Source organism: Methylobacillus glycogenes JCM 2850, from assembly GCF_000617925.1.
Lineage (GTDB): Bacteria > Pseudomonadota > Gammaproteobacteria > Burkholderiales > Methylophilaceae > Methylobacillus > Methylobacillus glycogenes.
Genome location: NZ_BAMT01000001.1, coordinates 737,185 through 755,374 on the forward strand (window position 1 = coordinate 737,185; position 18,190 = coordinate 755,374).

At 49.8% G+C, this 18,190-nt stretch carries 12 protein-coding genes and 1 pseudogene; 6 read left to right on the top strand and 7 right to left on the bottom strand.

What is annotated here, in order from left to right:
- Positions 1-179 precede the first annotated feature (179 nt).
- The gene (gene pgi, locus JCM2850_RS03560) at positions 180-1,832 is read left to right on the top strand and encodes a glucose-6-phosphate isomerase (protein WP_025869805.1); all 1,653 of its coding nucleotides are present in this window, start codon (positions 180-182) and stop codon (positions 1,830-1,832) included.
- 81 nt (positions 1,833-1,913) lie between these two features.
- Here pgi and JCM2850_RS03565 read toward each other — a convergent pair whose 3' ends face one another.
- The 4 genes and pseudogenes from JCM2850_RS03565 to JCM2850_RS16840 form a co-directional block, all read right to left on the bottom strand.
- Positions 1,914-2,852, bottom strand: a complete 939-nt coding sequence (locus tag JCM2850_RS03565; RefSeq protein ID WP_025869806.1) for a S49 family peptidase — start codon at positions 2,850-2,852, stop codon at positions 1,914-1,916.
- A gap of 3 nt (positions 2,853-2,855) precedes the next feature.
- Positions 2,856-3,206 (bottom strand): Rieske (2Fe-2S) protein, encoded by a 351-nt coding sequence (locus JCM2850_RS03570; RefSeq protein ID WP_025869807.1) that lies wholly within the window; start codon positions 3,204-3,206, stop codon positions 2,856-2,858.
- Entirely contained in the window at positions 3,185-3,841 is a 657-nt protein-coding gene (locus JCM2850_RS03575) for an HAD-IA family hydrolase (protein ID WP_025869808.1), read from the bottom strand. The genes JCM2850_RS03570 and JCM2850_RS03575 overlap by 22 nt, the downstream gene beginning before the upstream one ends.
- Positions 3,825-4,822 (bottom strand): annotated as a pseudogene (locus JCM2850_RS16840) (RluA family pseudouridine synthase). The gene JCM2850_RS03575 and the pseudogene JCM2850_RS16840 overlap by 17 nt, the downstream one beginning before the upstream one ends.
- 583 nt (positions 4,823-5,405) lie before the next feature.
- On the opposite strand from JCM2850_RS16840, the gene JCM2850_RS03585 reads away from it, so the two are divergent.
- On the top strand, positions 5,406-8,105 hold the full coding sequence (locus JCM2850_RS03585; protein WP_025869809.1) for an Rne/Rng family ribonuclease: 2,700 nt from the start codon (positions 5,406-5,408) through the stop codon (positions 8,103-8,105).
- A 94-nt stretch (positions 8,106-8,199) separates the two neighbouring features.
- On the opposite strand, the gene uvrB is transcribed toward JCM2850_RS03585, so the two are convergent.
- Positions 8,200-10,239, bottom strand: coding sequence for an excinuclease ABC subunit UvrB (gene uvrB / locus JCM2850_RS03590; protein WP_025869810.1), 2,040 nt, complete (start codon positions 10,237-10,239; stop codon positions 8,200-8,202).
- Positions 10,240-10,354: 115 nt separating this feature from the next.
- Between uvrB and JCM2850_RS03595 the strand changes: the two genes are divergently transcribed.
- Both JCM2850_RS03595 and JCM2850_RS03600 read left to right on the top strand, forming a co-directional pair.
- Positions 10,355-11,413: a S1 family peptidase gene (locus JCM2850_RS03595; RefSeq protein ID WP_025869811.1), complete on the top strand. Its 1,059-nt coding sequence runs from the start codon at positions 10,355-10,357 to the stop codon at positions 11,411-11,413.
- A 177-nt stretch (positions 11,414-11,590) separates the two neighbouring features.
- Positions 11,591-12,784: a pyridoxal phosphate-dependent aminotransferase gene (locus tag JCM2850_RS03600; protein WP_025869813.1), complete on the top strand. Its 1,194-nt coding sequence runs from the start codon at positions 11,591-11,593 to the stop codon at positions 12,782-12,784.
- Between the two features lie 93 nt (positions 12,785-12,877).
- Here JCM2850_RS03600 and JCM2850_RS16845 read toward each other — a convergent pair whose 3' ends face one another.
- A complete protein-coding gene (locus tag JCM2850_RS16845; RefSeq protein WP_025869814.1) occupies positions 12,878-14,575 on the bottom strand; it encodes an EAL domain-containing protein in 1,698 nt (565 codons plus the stop codon).
- Positions 14,576-14,800: 225 nt separating this feature from the next.
- Between JCM2850_RS16845 and JCM2850_RS03610 the strand changes: the two genes are divergently transcribed.
- Positions 14,801-15,793, top strand: coding sequence for a hypothetical protein (locus JCM2850_RS03610; protein WP_148301183.1), 993 nt, complete (start codon positions 14,801-14,803; stop codon positions 15,791-15,793).
- A gap of 41 nt (positions 15,794-15,834) precedes the next feature.
- Here the strand turns inward: JCM2850_RS03610 and JCM2850_RS03615 are convergent, their stop codons facing one another.
- The gene (locus tag JCM2850_RS03615) at positions 15,835-16,332 is read right to left on the bottom strand and encodes a DUF2059 domain-containing protein (RefSeq protein ID WP_081774929.1); all 498 of its coding nucleotides are present in this window, start codon (positions 16,330-16,332) and stop codon (positions 15,835-15,837) included.
- A 188-nt stretch (positions 16,333-16,520) separates the two neighbouring features.
- Here JCM2850_RS03615 and JCM2850_RS20240 point away from each other — a divergent pair, with 188 nt between their 5' ends.
- Positions 16,521-18,167, top strand: coding sequence for a diguanylate cyclase domain-containing protein (locus tag JCM2850_RS20240; RefSeq protein WP_025869817.1), 1,647 nt, complete (start codon positions 16,521-16,523; stop codon positions 18,165-18,167).
- The last annotated feature ends 23 nt before the right edge of the window (positions 18,168-18,190 follow it).

Genomic DNA, 18,190 nt, shown 5'->3' on the forward strand with positions numbered 1-18,190 from the left:
TCAATCACTATGACGCTACACCTATAAACTTAGCCAGCAATATGGTCTAACGTCAGCCTGCTTGATCGCAATACTTAACAATACTTAAATTGTTTATTTATGCAGAATTGAATAGAATCATTACGATTAACTGGCCTAGCCAAGCAACATCCCCCTATCAATCAATAATACAGCTCGCAATGACTAATCCAACCAATTGCCCGATCTGGCATGACCTTGCCGCCCATTTCAATGAAGTCTCCCCGCTACAAATGCGGGACATGTTTACCAAGGATGGCCATAGGTTTGAGAAATTCTCCCTGAATGCTGAAGGACTGTTGCTGGACTACTCCAAGCATCGCATTGCCGAAGAAACCCTGGAGCTACTGTTCAAGCTTGCGGCTGATTCCAAAGTGGACGAATGGCGTGAGCGCATGTTTTCGGGTGAAAAGATTAACTTCACCGAAAATCGCGCGGTACTGCACACCGCCCTGCGCAACCGCAGCAACACCCCAGTACTGGTAGACGGCAAGGATGTCATGCCTGAGGTCAACCGCGTCCTGGCGCAAATGCGTAAATTCAGTGATGGCATACGCTCAGGCGAATGGAAGGGCTATAGCGGCAAACATATTACCGATATCGTCAACATAGGCATAGGCGGTTCTGATCTTGGCCCTGTCATGGTCTGTGGCGCACTCAAGCCCTATGCGCAAGCTGGCTTGAATGCACACTTTGTTTCCAACATTGATGGCACCCACCTGGCGCAAACCCTAGAGCAATGCGACCCGGAAACCACACTATTCATCGTCGCCTCCAAGACTTTCACTACGCAGGAAACCATGACCAATGCGCACTCTGCGCGCACCTGGTTCCTCAAGGCAGCTAAAGACGAGGCCCATGTTGCCAAGCACTTCGTTGCTATTTCCACCAATGCCGACGAGGTAAAGAAGTTTGGTATTGATGCCTCGAATATGTTCGAGTTTTGGGACTGGGTCGGTGGCCGTTACTCACTGTGGTCTGCCATTGGCCTGTCGATTGCCATCTATATAGGCATGGATAACTTCGAGGACTTGCTGCAAGGCGGCCATGAGATAGATCAGCATTTCCGCAGCGCACCGCTGGAGCAGAACATACCTGTTGTCATGGCCATGCTGGGCGTTTGGTACAACAACTTCTTTGGTGCGGATAGCCTAGCGATTCTGCCTTACGACCAAGGGTTGGCGCGCTTCCCTGCCTATCTGCAACAAGCCGATATGGAAAGCAACGGTAAATTCATTGCCCGGGATGGCCGCGTGGTTCAATGCACCACAGGCCCCATCATCTGGGGTGAAGCTGGCACCAACGGCCAGCATGCTTTCTACCAATTGATACATCAGGGTAATCGCATGATTCCTTGCGATTTCATGATGCCGCTGGAAAGCCAATATGCGCTGGGCGAAAACGGCAACCAGCATCACCTCATCTTGCTCGCTAACTGCTTTGCGCAAACCAGCGCATTGATGCAAGGCAAAACCCTGCATGAGGCCAAGGCCGAACTGATTGAGCAAGGGCTGAGCGGAGATGAGCTGGAAACCCTGCTGCCGCACAAGGTGTTTGAAGGTAACCGCCCTAGCACTACCATACTGTTTGACAAACTCACCCCCAAAACCCTGGGCAAGCTAATCGCCATCTACGAGCACAAAATCTTTGTGCAGGGTGTGATCTGGAATATCAATTCCTTCGATCAGTGGGGTGTGGAGTACGGCAAGCAGATTGCCAAGAAGATCCTGCCTCAACTGGATGACAACCAAGCTACTACCGAGTATGACAGCTCCACCAATGGCTTGATTAACTACTTCAAGTTCAGGAAATAAGCTGCTGTAAAATAATAAAAAAGCCACGATAAATCGTGGCTTTTTTATTGTGTTGATTAGGCGAGCCGCCTAATCAAACGTCTATTCCAGAGTCAGCTTCTTACCCAGAAAACTAGCACTTACGCTGGCACCCAGACGCTTGGCAAAGCGGTCTGCCAGACCTTCCTTGGCAGTGAAATCTACAATATTGTTCTGTTTGATCACTTCGCGCGCAACGTAATCCGAGCTACCCAAACCATCAGCCAGGCCCTGCTCCACGCTGCTCTCGCCACTCCAGAACAAGCCACTGAAAGTGTCTGGCGTTTCCTTAAGGCGCTTGCCACGACCATCACGCACCACGGTAATGAACTGGGCATGGATTTGATCCAGCATCTGCTGGGCAAATTCCTTGTGCTTGGGGTTTACTGGTGAGAAAGGATCCAGCATGGCTTTATTGCTGCCCGCAGTCATCAGGCGGCGCTCTACACCTACCTTCTCCATTACCCCTGTAAAACCAAAGCCGTCCATCAGCACCCCTATGGAACCTATGATACTGGCCTTATCTACATAAATTTTGTCTGCAGCCACGGCGATGTAATAACCGCCAGAGGCGCAAATATCCTGCACCACGGCATACACAGGCACATTGGGGTGCAGCTTGCGTTGACGCTTGATTTCATCATTGATAATGCCTGCTTGCACTGGGCTACCGCCGGGGCTGTTGATGCGCAGGATAATGCCCTTGGTGCCCTTGCTGTCATAAGCGGCTTGCAGGCTGCTGATGACACTGTCGGCATTGACCGCATCATCGCTACCTATTACGCCGTTGATATCAATTAAGGCGGTGTGCTCTACCGTAGTGCTGGAGCTTTCATTCCAGCCCAATGCGTAGAAAAGAATCAGATAGAGATAAACAAAGCCCAATGATTTAAAAAAGATGCCCCATTGGCGTGAGCGGCGCTTTTCCTTGACGGTGGCCAGAGCCAGTTGTTGCAGAGTTTCGCGCTCCCAATTGGGATTATTCTGAGGTTGTTCTGACATGCATTAGCTTTCAAGGTTGATCAATACTTGCGGGGCTTGCTCTTCTATTGGCAGCGCCTCAAGCGCTTGGCCACGGCATGGACCGAAAACACAGTATCCACTTTCAGGCTGATAGTGCGCCCCGTGTGTAGCGCAAATGAGGTATTGGCCAGTGACATCAAAAAAATCACCGTGGTTCCAATCCAACTCAATCGGGATATGCGCGCAGCGATTGACATAGCCGTACACCTTGCCCTGAAATCGCACAGCAAACCCTGTTACTCCCTCGCCTAATTCCGGCAAGGCAAAACGCAGCCCTTTTCCGCCATCCAGCAAATCCGCGCTGAGGCAGATTACACGTTGTGTTCCAGCCATTGGGCGAGTGTAGCAAAATCTTCGAAATGTGCCAGAGGTGAATGTGGCAGCAGACGCTCAAGCGGATGCGCGCCATACGTCACTCCCAGACTGGCTACCTGAGCATTTTCTGCCATCTGCAGATCAAAGCTGGTGTCGCCGACCATCAGGGTGCGGCTGGGTTCCACGCCAAATTCATCCATCAGCTCCAGCAACATTTGCGGATGCGGCTTGGAGTGGCACTCATCGACGCAGCGCGTGCCATGCATCAAAGCTCCTAGCCCGCTATGCTCCAACGCATGGTTAAGGCCACGTCTGCCTTTGCCTGTGGCCACCCCCAGCATGGTGCCCTGCTGATTTAAGCGCTTTACCGCGTCATAAGCCCCATCAAACAACAACACATCATCCTGCTTGGCGTTGTAATACTTGTTATAGCCCGCTGCCATTTGCTCAATCTGCGCTTGGCTAATCACCCCAAACAATTGCTCTATGGCTTCGCGCAGCCCCAGACCTATGATGCTGCTGGCAGCTTGCTGTCCCGGGTCTGGCAAGCCTGTTTCCAGTGCTGCGCCACGTATGCTGTCTACAATAATCTGCGTTGAGTTAGCGAGCGTGCCATCCCAATCAAACACCACCAAATCAAACTGCTTTGTCATCCTTACTTGCTTTCTGGCTTTGCAGCACTTCAATAAATCGTTCAAGTTCTTTTGGTAAGGGGGCGATTAATTTCAGCTTTTCACCACTCAATGGATGGCGCAGTGCCGTTTCCGCAGAGTGTAGAAACATACGCTTCAACCCGCGCTTCTGCAGCGCCTTGTTGAGCTCAAAGTCGCCATACTTATCATCACCGAGAATAGGAAAGCCAAGTGCGCCAATTGCACTCGTAATTGGTGGGTACGTCCCGTGACCAATTGCGCTTCTAGCAGAGTAAATTCGCCCATGGGCTTGCGCAGGAAGAAATTAGTCTCAGAATCCTGACCGTCATCCTGCACCGACACTCTGCGCTCACCACTAGGCAATACATATTTATGCAAGGGCAATTTGACCTTGCGCTTCTGGTCTTTCCACTGCCCATGCACCATCACCAGATAACGTTTATCGGTCTGATTGTTGCGAATGGCATCGTGCAAAGCCACTAGGGCTGCGCGCTTTTTTGCTAGCAACAGCACACCGGAAGTATCACGATCCAGCCTATGCACCAGCTCAAGGAACTTGGCATGTGGACGTTCTAAGCGCAATTGCTCAATTACACCCCGGCTGATGCCACTACCCCCGTGAACGGCAAACCCCGCAGGCTTGTTCAGCACCAGCAGCGCTTCATCTTCAAACAACACGGCATCTTCAAACTTGGAGGCAACGGGAAGATGAGAATTAGGCTCGGTATTACTTTGCATCATGCGCACTGGCGGCACACGGATTTGATCGCCTAATGCCAGCTTGCTGCTGGCATCAACACGCTTACTGTTTACGCGCACTTCTCCGCTACGCAAAATGCGGTAAATATGACTTTTTGGCACCCCTTTCAGGATTTTTGCCAGGTAATTGTCTACTCTTTGTCCGTCGCCACCTTCATCAATCGTCAAAAGATTGACAGCGCCGGGATTAAATTGCTTACTTGTTTTGCTTAAATTAGTCATCTCACCTATACTACGTACACCTTGAAGTTAATGCGCTAAGCGCTTCTTCAGGCATGACAACCTCAGATTCAAACACCTTGGTTATCTCGCTCGCCAATTAAAAACAAGTAGCGATTATGTAACTGAAATTGCGCTCTATCCGCTGCAGGCCCGATTGGCCCATGTGGCGCAACAGCCCAGGACATACTGAAAAAAACAACATATTAGCCGATAACGTCGGCTAATCCGAGACAGAATTAGCAATGCCGGGGTTTGGAACCCAATAGTTTACAAGAGCTTTCGTTAACAAATTCAAGCCGATACCGCCCTAATGGCGAGATTGGAAAATCTTTTTCCAGGCAGCACAAGACGCAGCCTAAAGCCTCTCAAAATCAGAGGAATATCAGGAAAAAGCAGCCTCACGGCATAGAACTGCCTAGCTGAAAAATTGAGAAACTATTGCTACGCGTGACCACCTGCCGACTATTCTCTGCTCGTACCATGTTTTGATGCTTGCATTCAGGCTCATCTAATACTTTCAGTCGTACCGCTGCTGCCCTGCCTGGCATAGGCCTGCACCCGCTCAAGAGCGCGGGAGCCCTTAATGAAACGCATGCTTTTTAATGCGACGCAGTCGGAAGAATTACGCGTCGCGATTGTCGACGGACAAAAGCTCATCGATCTCGATATCGAGTCCGCTGGTAAAGAACAACGTAAGAGCAATATCTACAAGGGTGTCATCACCCGCATCGAACCCTCCCTAGAAGCCGCATTCGTCAATTACGGTACAGACCGTCACGGTTTTCTGCCTTTCAAGGAAGTTGGCCGCAGCTACTTCCTCGGTGATGGCGAATCTGGCCGCTCCCCACGCATTCAAGATGTACTCAAAGAAGGCCAGGAGCTGATTGTCCAGGTGGACAAAGACGAGCGTGGCAACAAGGGCGCTGCCCTCACCACCTTTGTTTCGCTGGCTGGCCGTTACCTAGTGCTGATGCCTAACAACCCAAGAGGCGGCGGTGTTTCTCGCCGTATCGAAGGTGAAGAGCGCAACGAGTTGCGTGACACTATGGCTCAGTTGCAAGTGCCAGCTGGCATGAGCATCATTGCCCGTACCGCTGGCATAGGCCGTAGTGTGGAAGAACTGCAATGGGATTTGAATTACCTGCTGCAATTGTGGACTGCGGTTGAAAGCGCCTCCACCATTCAAAACGGCCCGTTCCTGATTTATCAGGAAGGCAGCCTAGTAATTCGTGCCATTCGTGACTACTTCCAGCCTGATATCGGTGAAATTCTGATTGATACGCCTGATATCCACGAACAAGCCGTACAGTTCATGAATCATGTGATGCCGGGCAATGTTTCCCGCGTCAAGCTATACCGCGATGAGATTCCACTATTCTCACGCTTCCAGATTGAGCATCAGATCGAGTCCGCGTTTGCGCGTGAAGTTCGCCTGCCTTCCGGCGGTGCCATCGTCATAGACCACACCGAAGCTTTGGTGTCTGTCGACGTCAACTCTGGCCGCTCCACCAAGGGTAGCGATATCGAGCAAACTGCGTTCAATACCAATCTTGAAGCTGCTGATGAAGTAGCCCGCCAATTGCGCCTGCGCGATTTGGGCGGTTTGGTGGTGATCGACTTTATTGATATGGAAAGCCAGCGCAATCAACGTGAAGTGGAAAACCGCCTGCGCGAAGCCCTGCATCACGATCGCGCCCGCGTACAAACAGGCAAGATCTCCCGCTTTGGCCTTTTGGAGCTTTCGCGTCAGCGTCTGCGTCCAAGCCTGGGTGAATCTAACCATATCCCCTGCCCACGCTGCCATGGCACCGGCCATATCCGCGGCATAGAATCCACGGCATTGCACATCCTGCGCATTACGCAGGAAGAAGCCATGAAGGAAAACAGCGCTGTCATCCAGGTTCAACTCCCGGTTGAAGCAGCTACCTTCCTGCTCAACGAAAAGCGTTCCGAAATCTATAAGATTGAGCAACGCATGGGTGTGGAAGTGGTGTTGATCCCCAATATCCATATGGAAACACCTAACTACAACATCCTGCGCATACGCCATGATGATGTGGAAGAATCTGGCCGCGCCAGCTATGAAATGGTGGAACTGCCTACCGATACTCTGGAAGCCGTGGTGGCGAATGAGCCTAAGCCTGTGCGCCCAGAAGCAGCGGTTAAGGGTATTACCCCCGCCTCCCCTGCGCCTATTGCCAAGGAAAAGCCAGTAGTCAGCACCTCATTGCTGGGCAGGTTCAAATCTTGGCTGGCTAATGTCACTGCCCCTAAGCCAGAAGCTAAGCCGGAAGAAGAAACCCAGCGCAAGGATGCAGGCCGTAACCAGCGCCGTAACAATAACCGCCGCGGTGAACGTAACGAACGCAATGAGCGCCCAGCTGGCAATGAGCAGCGTCAGGATCAACGCCAGGACAATCGCAGAGATGCACGTCCAGGCAATGAACGCCGTCAACCGCAAGAACAGCGCGAGCCGCGTGAGCCACGCAACCAGCAGCAACCACGCCAAGAACGTGGTGAACGCCAGGAGCGCGCGGAACGTCCAGATCGTCAGCAAAAACCACAACAGCCTGCGGTAACAGCAGCACAAGGTGAAAACGCCAATGCTGAGGTTGCTGGTGAACAGCGCAGCAGCCGTCGTGGCCGCAATGGTCGCCGTGAGCGCCAGCCACGTCCTGAGAATGCCGCACGTGAAAACCGCCCAGCAGTCGAAGAAAATAAAGAGCGCCCACTCAATGCGGTTGAAGTTAGCACGCCAGTGCAGGCTGCACCTGCAGAAATAGCAGTCGCTCCTGTAGTGGCTGAAAAGGCTGTGGTTGAAAAAACCGTGACTGAGAAGGCAGTGGAAAAAGCACCCGCAGAAAAGCCAGCAACGAAGGCTGCTGAAGTTGCGGTAGAAGCTTCCTTACCAGCCAGCAAGACTGAGGCGGTTGCCATAGAGCAAGCTCCGGTAACCGAAGCTGCTGCTGAGCCTAAAGCCAAACCTGCCAAGGCTGCGGAAAAAATCGAGACGATTGAAACCGTAGTGACTACAGCAGAAGCTGAGCAGCCTAAGCCAGAAAAGAAACCTCGCGCCCCACGTCGCCGCAAGCCAGAAGCTGAAAAGCCTTCCGACTTGGCCGACTCTGGTTTGCAACTGGTAGAAACCAAGGCGGAAGCCGTCAAGGCTGTGGTAGTCGAAGAAGCACCAGTGAAGCGTGCTGGTCGCAAGCCAGCCGCATGGCAGAAGAACGATAAAGCCAGCAGCGATGAACCGCTGGTGATGGTTGAAACGCAGAAGTAAGCTTATTTAGTATGCAAAAAGCCCTGACCAAAGTCAGGGCTTTTTTATTGCCAGGCAGCGGCGTTAAAGCTGCTGCTATGCCTAAAGTCTTACGCTATTCCGCGGTTTCATCCGGGATAGTGGCACCATAGAACAAAGTCTTGAGCTTCTTCAACTGGTCGCGATACTCACTGGCTTTTTCAAACTCCAGGTTTTTGGCGCTCTCCAGCATGGCTTTTTCCAGACGCTTCATCTGCTTGACCACATCCTTTTCACTCATGGCCTCATAGCTGGCTTGCTCTTGCGCAACCTGACGCTCGCGCTTGGCTTCGTCTTTGTCATAAACGCCATCAATAATATCCTTGATGCGCTTGACCACGCCCTTGGGCGTAATGCCATGCTCGGCATTGAATGCCATCTGCTTGGCTCGGCGGCGCTGGGTTTCATCCATGGCCAGCTTCATGGAGCGTGTAATCTTATTGGCATAGAAAATCACAGTACCATTCAGGTTACGCGCCGCACGGCCTGCGGTCTGTATCAATGAGCGCTCGGAACGCAGGAAGCCTTCTTTATCAGCATCCAGTACCGCTACCAGAGAGACCTCGGGAATATCCAGACCTTCGCGCAACAAGTTGATGCCGACCAGCACATCAAACTCTCCCAGGCGCAGGTCACGAATAATCTCTACCCGCTCCACAGTATCAATATCGGAGTGCAGATAGCGTACCTTGACGCCATGCTCGGCCAAGTAATCGGTGAGGTCTTCCGCCATACGCTTGGTCAAGGTCGTGGCAAGCACACGTTCGCCCACGGCCACTCGCAGTTTGATTTCTGATAAAAGATCATCCACCTGAGTGTCGGCGGGCTTGACGGTAATTTCAGGGTCTATCAAGCCAGTCGGTCTTACCACTTGCTCTGCCACCGCTTGCTGGTGTGTAGCCTCATAATCGGACGGCGTGGCGCTGACAAAGATGCACTGACGCATGATGCGCTCAAACTCCTCGAACTTGAGCGGACGATTGTCCAGCGCGGATGGCAGGCGGAAACCGTAATCCACCAGGTTCTCCTTACGCGCCCTATCGCCTTTATACATACCACCCACCTGCGGCACTGTGACGTGGCTTTCATCAATAATCATCAGCGCGTTAGCTGGCAGATAATCAATCAAAGTAGGTGGCGCATCGCCAGCCTGGCGCCCGGTGAGGTGACGGCTGTAGTTCTCAATGCCTTTGCAGAAGCCAATTTCGTTGAGCATTTCCAGATCAAAGCGCGTGCGTTGTTCAATACGCTGGGCTTCGACCAATTTTTGATTCTTGATAAAGAAATCCACGCGCTCGCGCAATTCCTGCTTGATGGTTTCCATCGCACGCACTGTGGCCTCACGTGCGGTCACATAGTGACTGGAAGGGAAAATGCGGAAGTTGTGGATCTTGTTGAAAATTTGTCCGGTCAAGGGATCAAAGACGGTAATGCTCTCTATCTCGTCATCAAACAGACTGATACGTACCGCGGTCTCGCTGTTTTCCGAGGGGAAGACATCCAGTACATCGCCGCGCACGCGGAATGCTCCGCGCGAAAAGTCGAAATCATTGCGGTCATACTGCATGGTAATCAACTTATTGACGATATCCCGCTGGCTGATTTTCATACCAACATGAATATGCAGCACCATGCCATGGTATTCACCCGGATCGCCAATACCGTAAATCGCCGAGACGGTGGCTACAATCACACTATCCTCGCGCTCCAGCAGCGACTTGGTCGCCGAGAGACGCATCTGCTCAATGTGATCATTGATACTGGAATCCTTCTCGATAAATAAATCGCGTGAAGGTACATAAGCTTCCGGCTGATAATAGTCGTAGTAAGAAACGAAATACTCAACCGCATTTTCCGGAAAGAATTCCTTGAACTCCGAATAGAGCTGCGCGGCCAGGGTCTTGTTGGGCGCCATGACGATGGCGGGCCTGCCAGTTCTGGCAATGACATTGGCCATGGTGTAGGTTTTGCCGGAGCCAGTTACCCCAAGCAGGGTTTGAAACTTCAGGCCTTGCTCTATGCCGGCAGTTAGCTGCTCAATTGCGGCGGGTTGATCGCCTGCCGGAGGAAAAGGTTGAAATAACTTGTATTTACTATTTGGGAAAGTGACAATCACTTCAACTCACCAGTGAGGGGAAGACTTGATTTTATCAGGCCTGCTCCAACCACGTGCACTTGATCGCATGGTGATTCGCATGAGCAGCACTCTCATAGTCCATTTCGGAGGTGTAATGCGTAATCTATTGATCGTGCTAATTTCTGGCCTAGCCTGCAGCTTGTCAGCAAATCAGGCGCATGCGCTGGATCGGCAAAAAATCCTCGAACCTTTTTTCTCCACCGTGATGGTGCGTGCTTATCGTGCTGATGGCGGCCTAGGTTACGGCTCAGGGGTTGTCATCGCCAGCAATAAAGTCTTGACCAATTGTCATGTGCTGCGCGAATCCGGCAAACCCTGGGTATCCCGCGGCGAAGATGTCTACCAGGTGCTGTCTGTACAGGCTGATATGTGGCATGACATCTGCATCCTCAACACTGACCCCCTGCCTTTCAAGCCTGTTATTCTGGGCGATACCAGCAAGCTCAAGAAGGATGAGCAAGTCATCGCCATCGGTCACTCCAATGGTGTTGCCTCCCCCATGATTTCAGTCGGTAGTATTAAGTCTTTATATGCACTGGACCAGGCCCATATCATCCGCAGCACGGCAAAATTTGCCCTGGGCGCCAGTGGCAGCGGGCTGTATAACGAAGATGGCGAATTAGTCGGCATTAACACTTTCAAGACCTTGGGGCGCCAAGCTTATTATTATGCGCTGCCAGTGGAGTGGATTAAGCAATTGGAGCAACGTCAGCCGGAAACGCGATTTCCATTGGTAGGCCAGGCCTTATGGGAGGCTACTCAAGAGTCCCGCTTATATTTCCTGCTGATCGCTATTCCTGAGCTACAGGGCGATTGGAACGCGTTGGCACGGATTGCAGGGCAATGGACAGGGGCGGAGCCTGATAATGCGGAAGCCTGGTATGAACTGGGCTTGGCTCAGGAACACCTGCGACAAGCTGATGCCGCTGAACTCAGCTATAAACGTGCACTTAGCCTAGACCCCGTCAATACCGATGCCATGTTCCGCCTGGGGGTAATGGCTGCCCATCAAGGTAAGCAGGAAGAGGCTCATGCCATGGAAGTATCGCTGGCTAAAGTGAGCGAGAAGCTGGCACTGGAGTTCCGCAAGGCATCGGCTTGCGATCAAGCTTGCCAGGATGACCAGCAAAATAGCAAAACTAATACCCCATAGCTCTCATCTGCAAGCAATACGAGACCCCGCTTAATTCAAGTGCAATGAGGCTAAAGCCCGTATTTAGATACTCGTAGCTTGATAATCAGTCCCATTGCATATTTCGCAAAGCGAATAAAGTGAGTAAAATTAGAGTTTTGTCGTTGTCTTTATCTCTACTTTATAGGATTTTAGATCTTGGAACTCTCGCAGCGCGTTCAATCCATCAAAGAATCACCCACGCTTGCCGTCACTGCCCGTGCGGCAAAACTGAAGGCCGAAGGTCGTGACATCATAGGTCTTGGTGCAGGTGAACCGGATTTCGACACCCCACAACATATCAAGGACGCCGCCAAAAAAGCGATAGACCAAGGTTTCACAAAATACACGCCAGTGGCTGGCATTCCCGGCTTGAAAAAAGCCATTGTCGCCAAGTTCAAGAATGAAAACGGCTTTGACTACAACGACAAGGAAGTCATTGTAGGTGTGGGTGGCAAGCAGTGTATTTTTAACTTGGCCTTGGCCGTACTCAACCCGGGCGATGAAGTCATCGTCCCTGCCCCTTACTGGGTTTCCTACGCCGACATTGCCCTGGTGGCAGGGGCCAAGCCTATCATTATTGAATGTGGTATTGAGCAAGGTTTCAAGCTAACACCTGCGCAGCTTGAGTCTGCGATTACGCCCAAGACCAAGCTATTTATGATCAACTCCCCGTCCAACCCAACTGGCGCGGTATATACATTGCAAGAACTGGCAGCCTTGGGTGAAGTGCTGAAAAAGCACCCTCATGTATTGGTAGCGACTGATGATATGTATGAACACGTCAACCTTACCGGTGACAAGTTCTACAACATTCTCAACGCCACGCCAGAATTAAAGGAGCGTTGCATAGTCCTTAATGGCGTGTCCAAGGCATACTCCATGACTGGTTGGCGTATTGGTTATGCAGCAGGCCCTGCCAAGATCATCAAGGCCATGGAAATTCTGCAATCGCAATCCACCTCCAACCCAACCTCAATCTCACAGGTTGCCGCCCAAGCCGCGCTGGAAGGTCCGCAGGAATGCATCACCCCTATGCTGGATGCTTTCCGTGAACGTCATGAGTATGTAGTCAACCGCTTTAACCAGATGAAAGGCTTGAAGTGTATCAAGGCAGGCGGCGCATTCTATGCCTTCCCTGATGCTCGTACTGCTATTGCCAATCTGTTTGCTGCAGGCAAAATCAAAGAAGCCAATGATCTAGCGTTGTCTGAATATTTGCTTGAGCAAGAAGGCGTAGCAGTGGTGCCAGGTTCTGCATTTGGTGCGGAAGGCTATTTCCGCATTTCATTCGCCACCTCGATGGATAACCTGCGCAATGCGCTTGATAGAATAGAAAAAGCACTAGCTTAAGTTCTGATTCAAGATATAAAGTAAAAAACAAAGCCTGCAATTGCAGGCTTTGTTTTTTTAGACTCCCAATGTTACGCGGAAAATGTCAGTGCGTTATTTTGGCAGTTTGTTGATATCTGTTGCAGGCATGGGTTTATAGAAGTAAAAACCTTGCATCAGAAGACAGCCCATGTCTTGTAAAATATCCATCTGCACTTTGGTTTCTACACCTTCAGCCACAACGCGCAAACTCAATCTCCTGGCAATCGATAAAATGGCTTCAGCAATGGCCAGGCTGCCCACATCATGAGTCAGACCGTGGACAAAGCTTTTGTCTATCTTGATTGAGTCTATCGGGAACTGATTGATATAGCTCAAGTTTGAATACCCAGTACCAAAGTCATCCAAGGAAATATGTACGCCTCTATCATGTAAATCCTTCATCAGCTTGAGACTTTGCTCTGTCTGCTGCATTAACATACTTTCAGAAAGCTCAAGCTCAAGACAGGTAGGCTCCACCCCAGTATTGCGCAATATGCTCAAGAGTGCTGTTGAGAAATCCTTGTCATGGAACTGCCTGGCTGAAATATTAACGGTGATGCGCTTCAGCTGTTTATGCCCCTGTTTGCGTAAAGCTTGGAATTCTTCACATGCCTTACGTATCACCCAAAGACCCATGGGTAGAATAAGCTCTGTAGATTCAGCAATTGGCAGGAATTCATCTGGTTTGACCAAACCAAATTCTGGATGATTCCAACGTAGTAAAGCTTCCAGACCTACCATATGTTTATTGAGCACGTCTATTTGAGGCTGAAAATGCACACTGAGCTCGTTACGCTCTTGGGCATAATGCAGCGCTGATTCCAGAAATAGGCGCTGCTTGGCGCTTGCGATCAATGCTGGGGAGTAAAAATAACTTTCGCTGCGTGTATTTCCGAACAATGGGAATGAAGCGGTGGCATTTCCAAGTAACTCCTCTGCCTCATGACCATGCGTTGGGTACAAAGCCACACCGAAGTTGGCAGATACGAGCATTTCGCCGCCTTGGATCTGGAAAGGCAATGCGAATTGCGCTTTGACTTCATTAACAGCGTCTTGCATATGGACATCATCTTCAACCTTACCAGTACGCAATACTGCGAACTCATCTCCGCCCAGATAAGCTACCGGCATATTTTGGTTAAGGCGCAATGCAATTTCGGTTAAAAGGCTATGGGTACTTTCTTCGCCTATCATGAGGGTGGTTTGGCGCAGCTGATCGAGACGCACGACTACAACAGCAATCTTGCGTGAATCATGACGCTGAGCATAAGAGATGAATCGCTTCAGGTGTTCAATAAACTGTGCGCGATCAGGGAATTGGGGATGATCAGTGAATGAAGCTAACTCATTCTGGTTGAATTCACTATCGTTTTGCAGCTTATTGATTTCACGCGACGTGAGGGAAACAAGCTCTTTGGAGCCTTGGGACGAATATTTAATCTGTCGCAGTACATCAGGCTTGAGCTTGCTGGGCTGGTCTGACCCAGGAAGAGGATAATCAAACTCCAGCCCCCGCTCCCCTCGTCCGCTTTTGGGGGTGCCGTCAGCATTATAACGACTGGGCCAAATAACTTGTGGCACGGTGCCTATCTGTTCAGCGATCAAGCGTTCATATTTAGGACATGGGCTGTAAAGGGCATTGCTGAGTGTAGTACGGCCCAACCCGAATCTGCGTGACAATTGCTGCAAATTGGTCTTGGTTTTCCGCACTGCGGCAATAATGTCAGCACGATGCCAATCTTCTTTAATTTTACGTTTTTGATCAGTCATAACTTGCTTTACTATTAATAATAAAAATAGGCAATTAAAAAATAATAAATAGTCAATGTCAATAGTAAATTCAAATAATTTACTTTTCCAGCGAAATCAACGAGGTATCAAATCTCGCTAAAACCATAATTTAATTATGGTTAATTACTCACTAGTCCTTATTCATTCGAACAAGTCAGGCTAATATTCCCGCAGATTTCACGAAAAGTTTATAATTTCAGCACCATGAAATTACATCTCTGGCTATTGTTGATCTCCTTTTTAGGCAAAAGAGGACATAACTTTAATATTGTTGCGACGGCATCTCATTTTGGGGTACAGAAAATCCTCACTGCCGATAGCAGCAATGTTTACGCTCAGTCGTTGGGTGCTGATGGCATGTTGTCTCGCAATGTCATTGCCAGCCCGGTGGAACGCTTCCCCTATCAAAATTTGGTGGTGGAATATCGTTACTCAGTCGCGGGCAGCAATCGTTTTCGCCGCTATGATTCGCTGCTTAGGCTCATTCTCGCGTTGCCATTACTCATCACGCCCTTATTTCGTTGGAGTGCCAATCTAAAACATCTGCTGGCAAGCTTGATTTTCAATCGTCGCCCGGCAGAGGCAAATGAGCGTTATGAGTTATTGCGCTACATCGTTGCACACAAAGCCATTTCGGATATCCCTTTCAGTTTGCATGAGCTCATGGGGGAAATGTATGGATATCTGTGTTTCACACAAGAGGATCATCTTTGGTACATGCACAAAATGAAGTACCAACTGGCTTCACTTGTGGAATCGCGAGATGTGGAAATGACGGCCCAAGGCAAGTACAAAGTGGCTGGGCTAGCCTGGAAGAGCCTCAGCGATTTTCAGGAAGAAAACCGCAAACATAAGGATAGTGCGCGGGTGCAATTTATCATGGCGCTGCTGACTCTAGCCATTGCTGTGTTTGCGCTGGCGCAGAGCGGAATTATCCGATTGCCAGTATTGCTGGATTTGCATCAGGAACAAAAGCTTTCCAAAACCAATGCTGCCCTACCCGCCTGGCTTTCATTCTCAAACAACGAAAGCAATCAGCCTTCTGCTGAGGCGTTGGATAACGTCTTGTTCAACCGGGCAGTTAACCACCCAGTTGAACATGTCACCGAAATTACGACCAAACCAACAGAACAAGCTCCAAAGCCTGCTGCAAAACCCTTGCCTAAAAACCCAGGGCCAGAGTCCAAGACACCTTAGCAGGCTTAAGCCTGCCAAGATTATTGTCTTATCATTGCCAACTACTTAGTTTGTTTAATGCGCTCTGCTGCATCCTGAGCGATCTTTTGGTATTGCGGAATTACCTTCTGATTCAGCTCGCTGGTCAATCGCATTGAGTCTCCAGCAAGCCCAGGCATCTTCTGATTAATGGAGCGCCCTTCTGGAGAGCTATAAAATTTTATCGCTGCTTGCAGCTCTTCCTGAGTAAAGGTTTTGCGATATAGAGGCAAAATCAGCTTGGTGATGGCATCGTAAGATAAATACTCTTGCTGCACTTTGACTGCTTTCTCACCAGCTTCTTCAGCAATTTTCTTCTGTTTGTCATTAAGAGTGGCATATTGCAGAGACTGCAACATATTGGCTTTCAATGCAGTATCGGCGTTATTGCGCATGCCTTCCAATGTTCCCTTCACATTGGATACTTCCATGAACTTAAGAATAAGATCATCAGAAGGTGTGGCTGCATACACCATGGAAGATGCGGTCATTAAACCTATCAATAATGTCTTTCTGAGCATGCCATTCTCCTATCTGGTTAGTTTTGTTAAACATTTTAGAAAACATGACGGCCAACACCAGATTATCATTTTTTTCATTTAAAGGTAAGAAGCGATTAAAACATGCGGGCATTCAATTGTCCCTATGCACTTGGAGGGGGTGCACGCAAGCTAACAACCATCAGGGTTAACAGTGCTAGAATAACGACATGTCTGGCAAAATAATTGTGAGTCTGGTCATTGCCTTGATCGCATTGTTTGCCAATGCTTGGCTGCCCTACCAGACATTTACCTCATTGAGTTACCACTCAGATGCCCAAGAGCATGCGATTCAGTCATTGGATGCGCTGGATATCCTCTTGCTTCATACCGTTGAACTCGAAAATCACAAACGCGGCTATATCATCACCGGAGATGAAAGCTATCGCCAGCGCTATGCAGATACTGTATTAACCCAGCGCATGGCTTTCACCTCCTTACAAAACCTCGTTGAAAAAACAGACAAACAGCGTTTAATGTTGCTCTCTAAACTAGAGCACACCATGGATAGGCAAGCCATCATCAGCCAGGAAACCATGGCCAGGCGTAGAGACCAAGGCCTGCATGCCAGCGCATTACTGATGCAGGGAGATGAAAGCAAACGCTTGATCCAGTCCGTGGTCACCGAAACCCGCCACTATCGTGAGCTGGAAATGGAAAACCTCAGGCAGCTGCGAAACCTGGACGGTATGAACATCCACAAAGCCAAAATGCTGCTCATAGGGTTGACCGTGAGCGATATTCTGCTCTTTGGCTTTGTGTTTTGGTATATGTCTGCAACTTTGCGCGCCAATCGCAGCATCAACTCATTGCTGACCAAAAACTCTGAACAACTTGAGCATGCCTTGGTAAATGCCAAAGTCATGACCAAAGAGCTGCAGGCTAGCCACGATGCCCTCATGCTGAGTGAAGAGCAATTCAGAAAGTCTTTTACCACTGCTGCCATTGGCATGGCTTTAGTTGGTCCAGATGGAAGCTGGTTAAAGGTGAACGAAGCCCTCTGTAAGATGCTAGGCATGAACGAAGCATACTTGCTCAGTCGCACTTTTCAGCACATTACCCACCCGGACGATCTAGAGCTGGATTTAGAATTGCTTACTAGCTTAATCAATGGTGAGCGCGACCACTACCGCATGGATAAGCGTTACTTCCATCACGATGGACACATCATTTGGGTAACCTTGAGCGTGTCTATTGTGCGCGACGCTCAGCAGAGGCCAGTACACTTTGTGTCACAAATAGAGGACATCACCGACCGTAAGCAGCATCAGGAAGAAATGGAGCGCATGGCCTTCTTCGACCCATTGACCAGCCTACCCAATCGCCGCTTGATTATGGATAGACTAGATCAGGCGGTTCTGCGCGCGGAACGTTACCAACAGACGATTGCACTCATGTTCATAGATATTGATCACTTCAAATGGATCAATGACACATACGGCCACGACATAGGCGACGAGCTGTTGCAATATGTAGGCGACACCGTGAACAAATCTATACGCCGTACCGATACGCTAGGGCGTCAAGGCGGTGATGAGTTTGTACTGATACTTGGGGAAATTGACCACCCCGACACAGCATTGCGCATCGCCAGCAATATTCATCAAAGCTTTAACACCTTGGTGCACCTGCATGATCAATCTTTACAGATCACCCTGAGCTTGGGCATCGCAATCCGTAACCCGGTAGATAATCTGAATTCACAAAACTTGATGAAACAGGCAGATATCGCTTTATATGAAGTTAAGGCCGCAGGGCGTAACGGCTACAAACTTTACCAAGCCAGCATGGCCTCTCGGCCAGCACAAACGAAATAAGTCATACCTTAATATAGACACCC

Excerpts from the sequence above, each read along its gene's own strand:
- pgi (WP_025869805.1), top strand. The coding sequence starts at position 180 with ATGACTAATCCAACCAATTGCCCGATCTGGCATGACCTTGCCGCCCAT.
- JCM2850_RS03565 (WP_025869806.1), bottom strand. The coding sequence starts at position 2,852 with ATGTCAGAACAACCTCAGAATAATCCCAATTGGGAGCGCGAAACTCTG.
- JCM2850_RS03570 (WP_025869807.1), bottom strand. The coding sequence starts at position 3,206 with ATGGCTGGAACACAACGTGTAATCTGCCTCAGCGCGGATTTGCTGGAT.
- JCM2850_RS03575 (WP_025869808.1), bottom strand. The coding sequence starts at position 3,841 with ATGACAAAGCAGTTTGATTTGGTGGTGTTTGATTGGGATGGCACGCTC.
- JCM2850_RS03585 (WP_025869809.1), top strand. The coding sequence starts at position 5,406 with ATGAAACGCATGCTTTTTAATGCGACGCAGTCGGAAGAATTACGCGTC.
- JCM2850_RS03595 (WP_025869811.1), top strand. The coding sequence starts at position 10,355 with ATGCGTAATCTATTGATCGTGCTAATTTCTGGCCTAGCCTGCAGCTTG.
- JCM2850_RS16845 (WP_025869814.1), bottom strand. The coding sequence starts at position 14,575 with ATGACTGATCAAAAACGTAAAATTAAAGAAGATTGGCATCGTGCTGAC.
- JCM2850_RS03610 (WP_148301183.1), top strand. The coding sequence starts at position 14,801 with ATGAAATTACATCTCTGGCTATTGTTGATCTCCTTTTTAGGCAAAAGA.
- JCM2850_RS03615 (WP_081774929.1), bottom strand. The coding sequence starts at position 16,332 with ATGCTCAGAAAGACATTATTGATAGGTTTAATGACCGCATCTTCCATG.
- JCM2850_RS20240 (WP_025869817.1), top strand. The coding sequence starts at position 16,521 with ATGTCTGGCAAAATAATTGTGAGTCTGGTCATTGCCTTGATCGCATTG.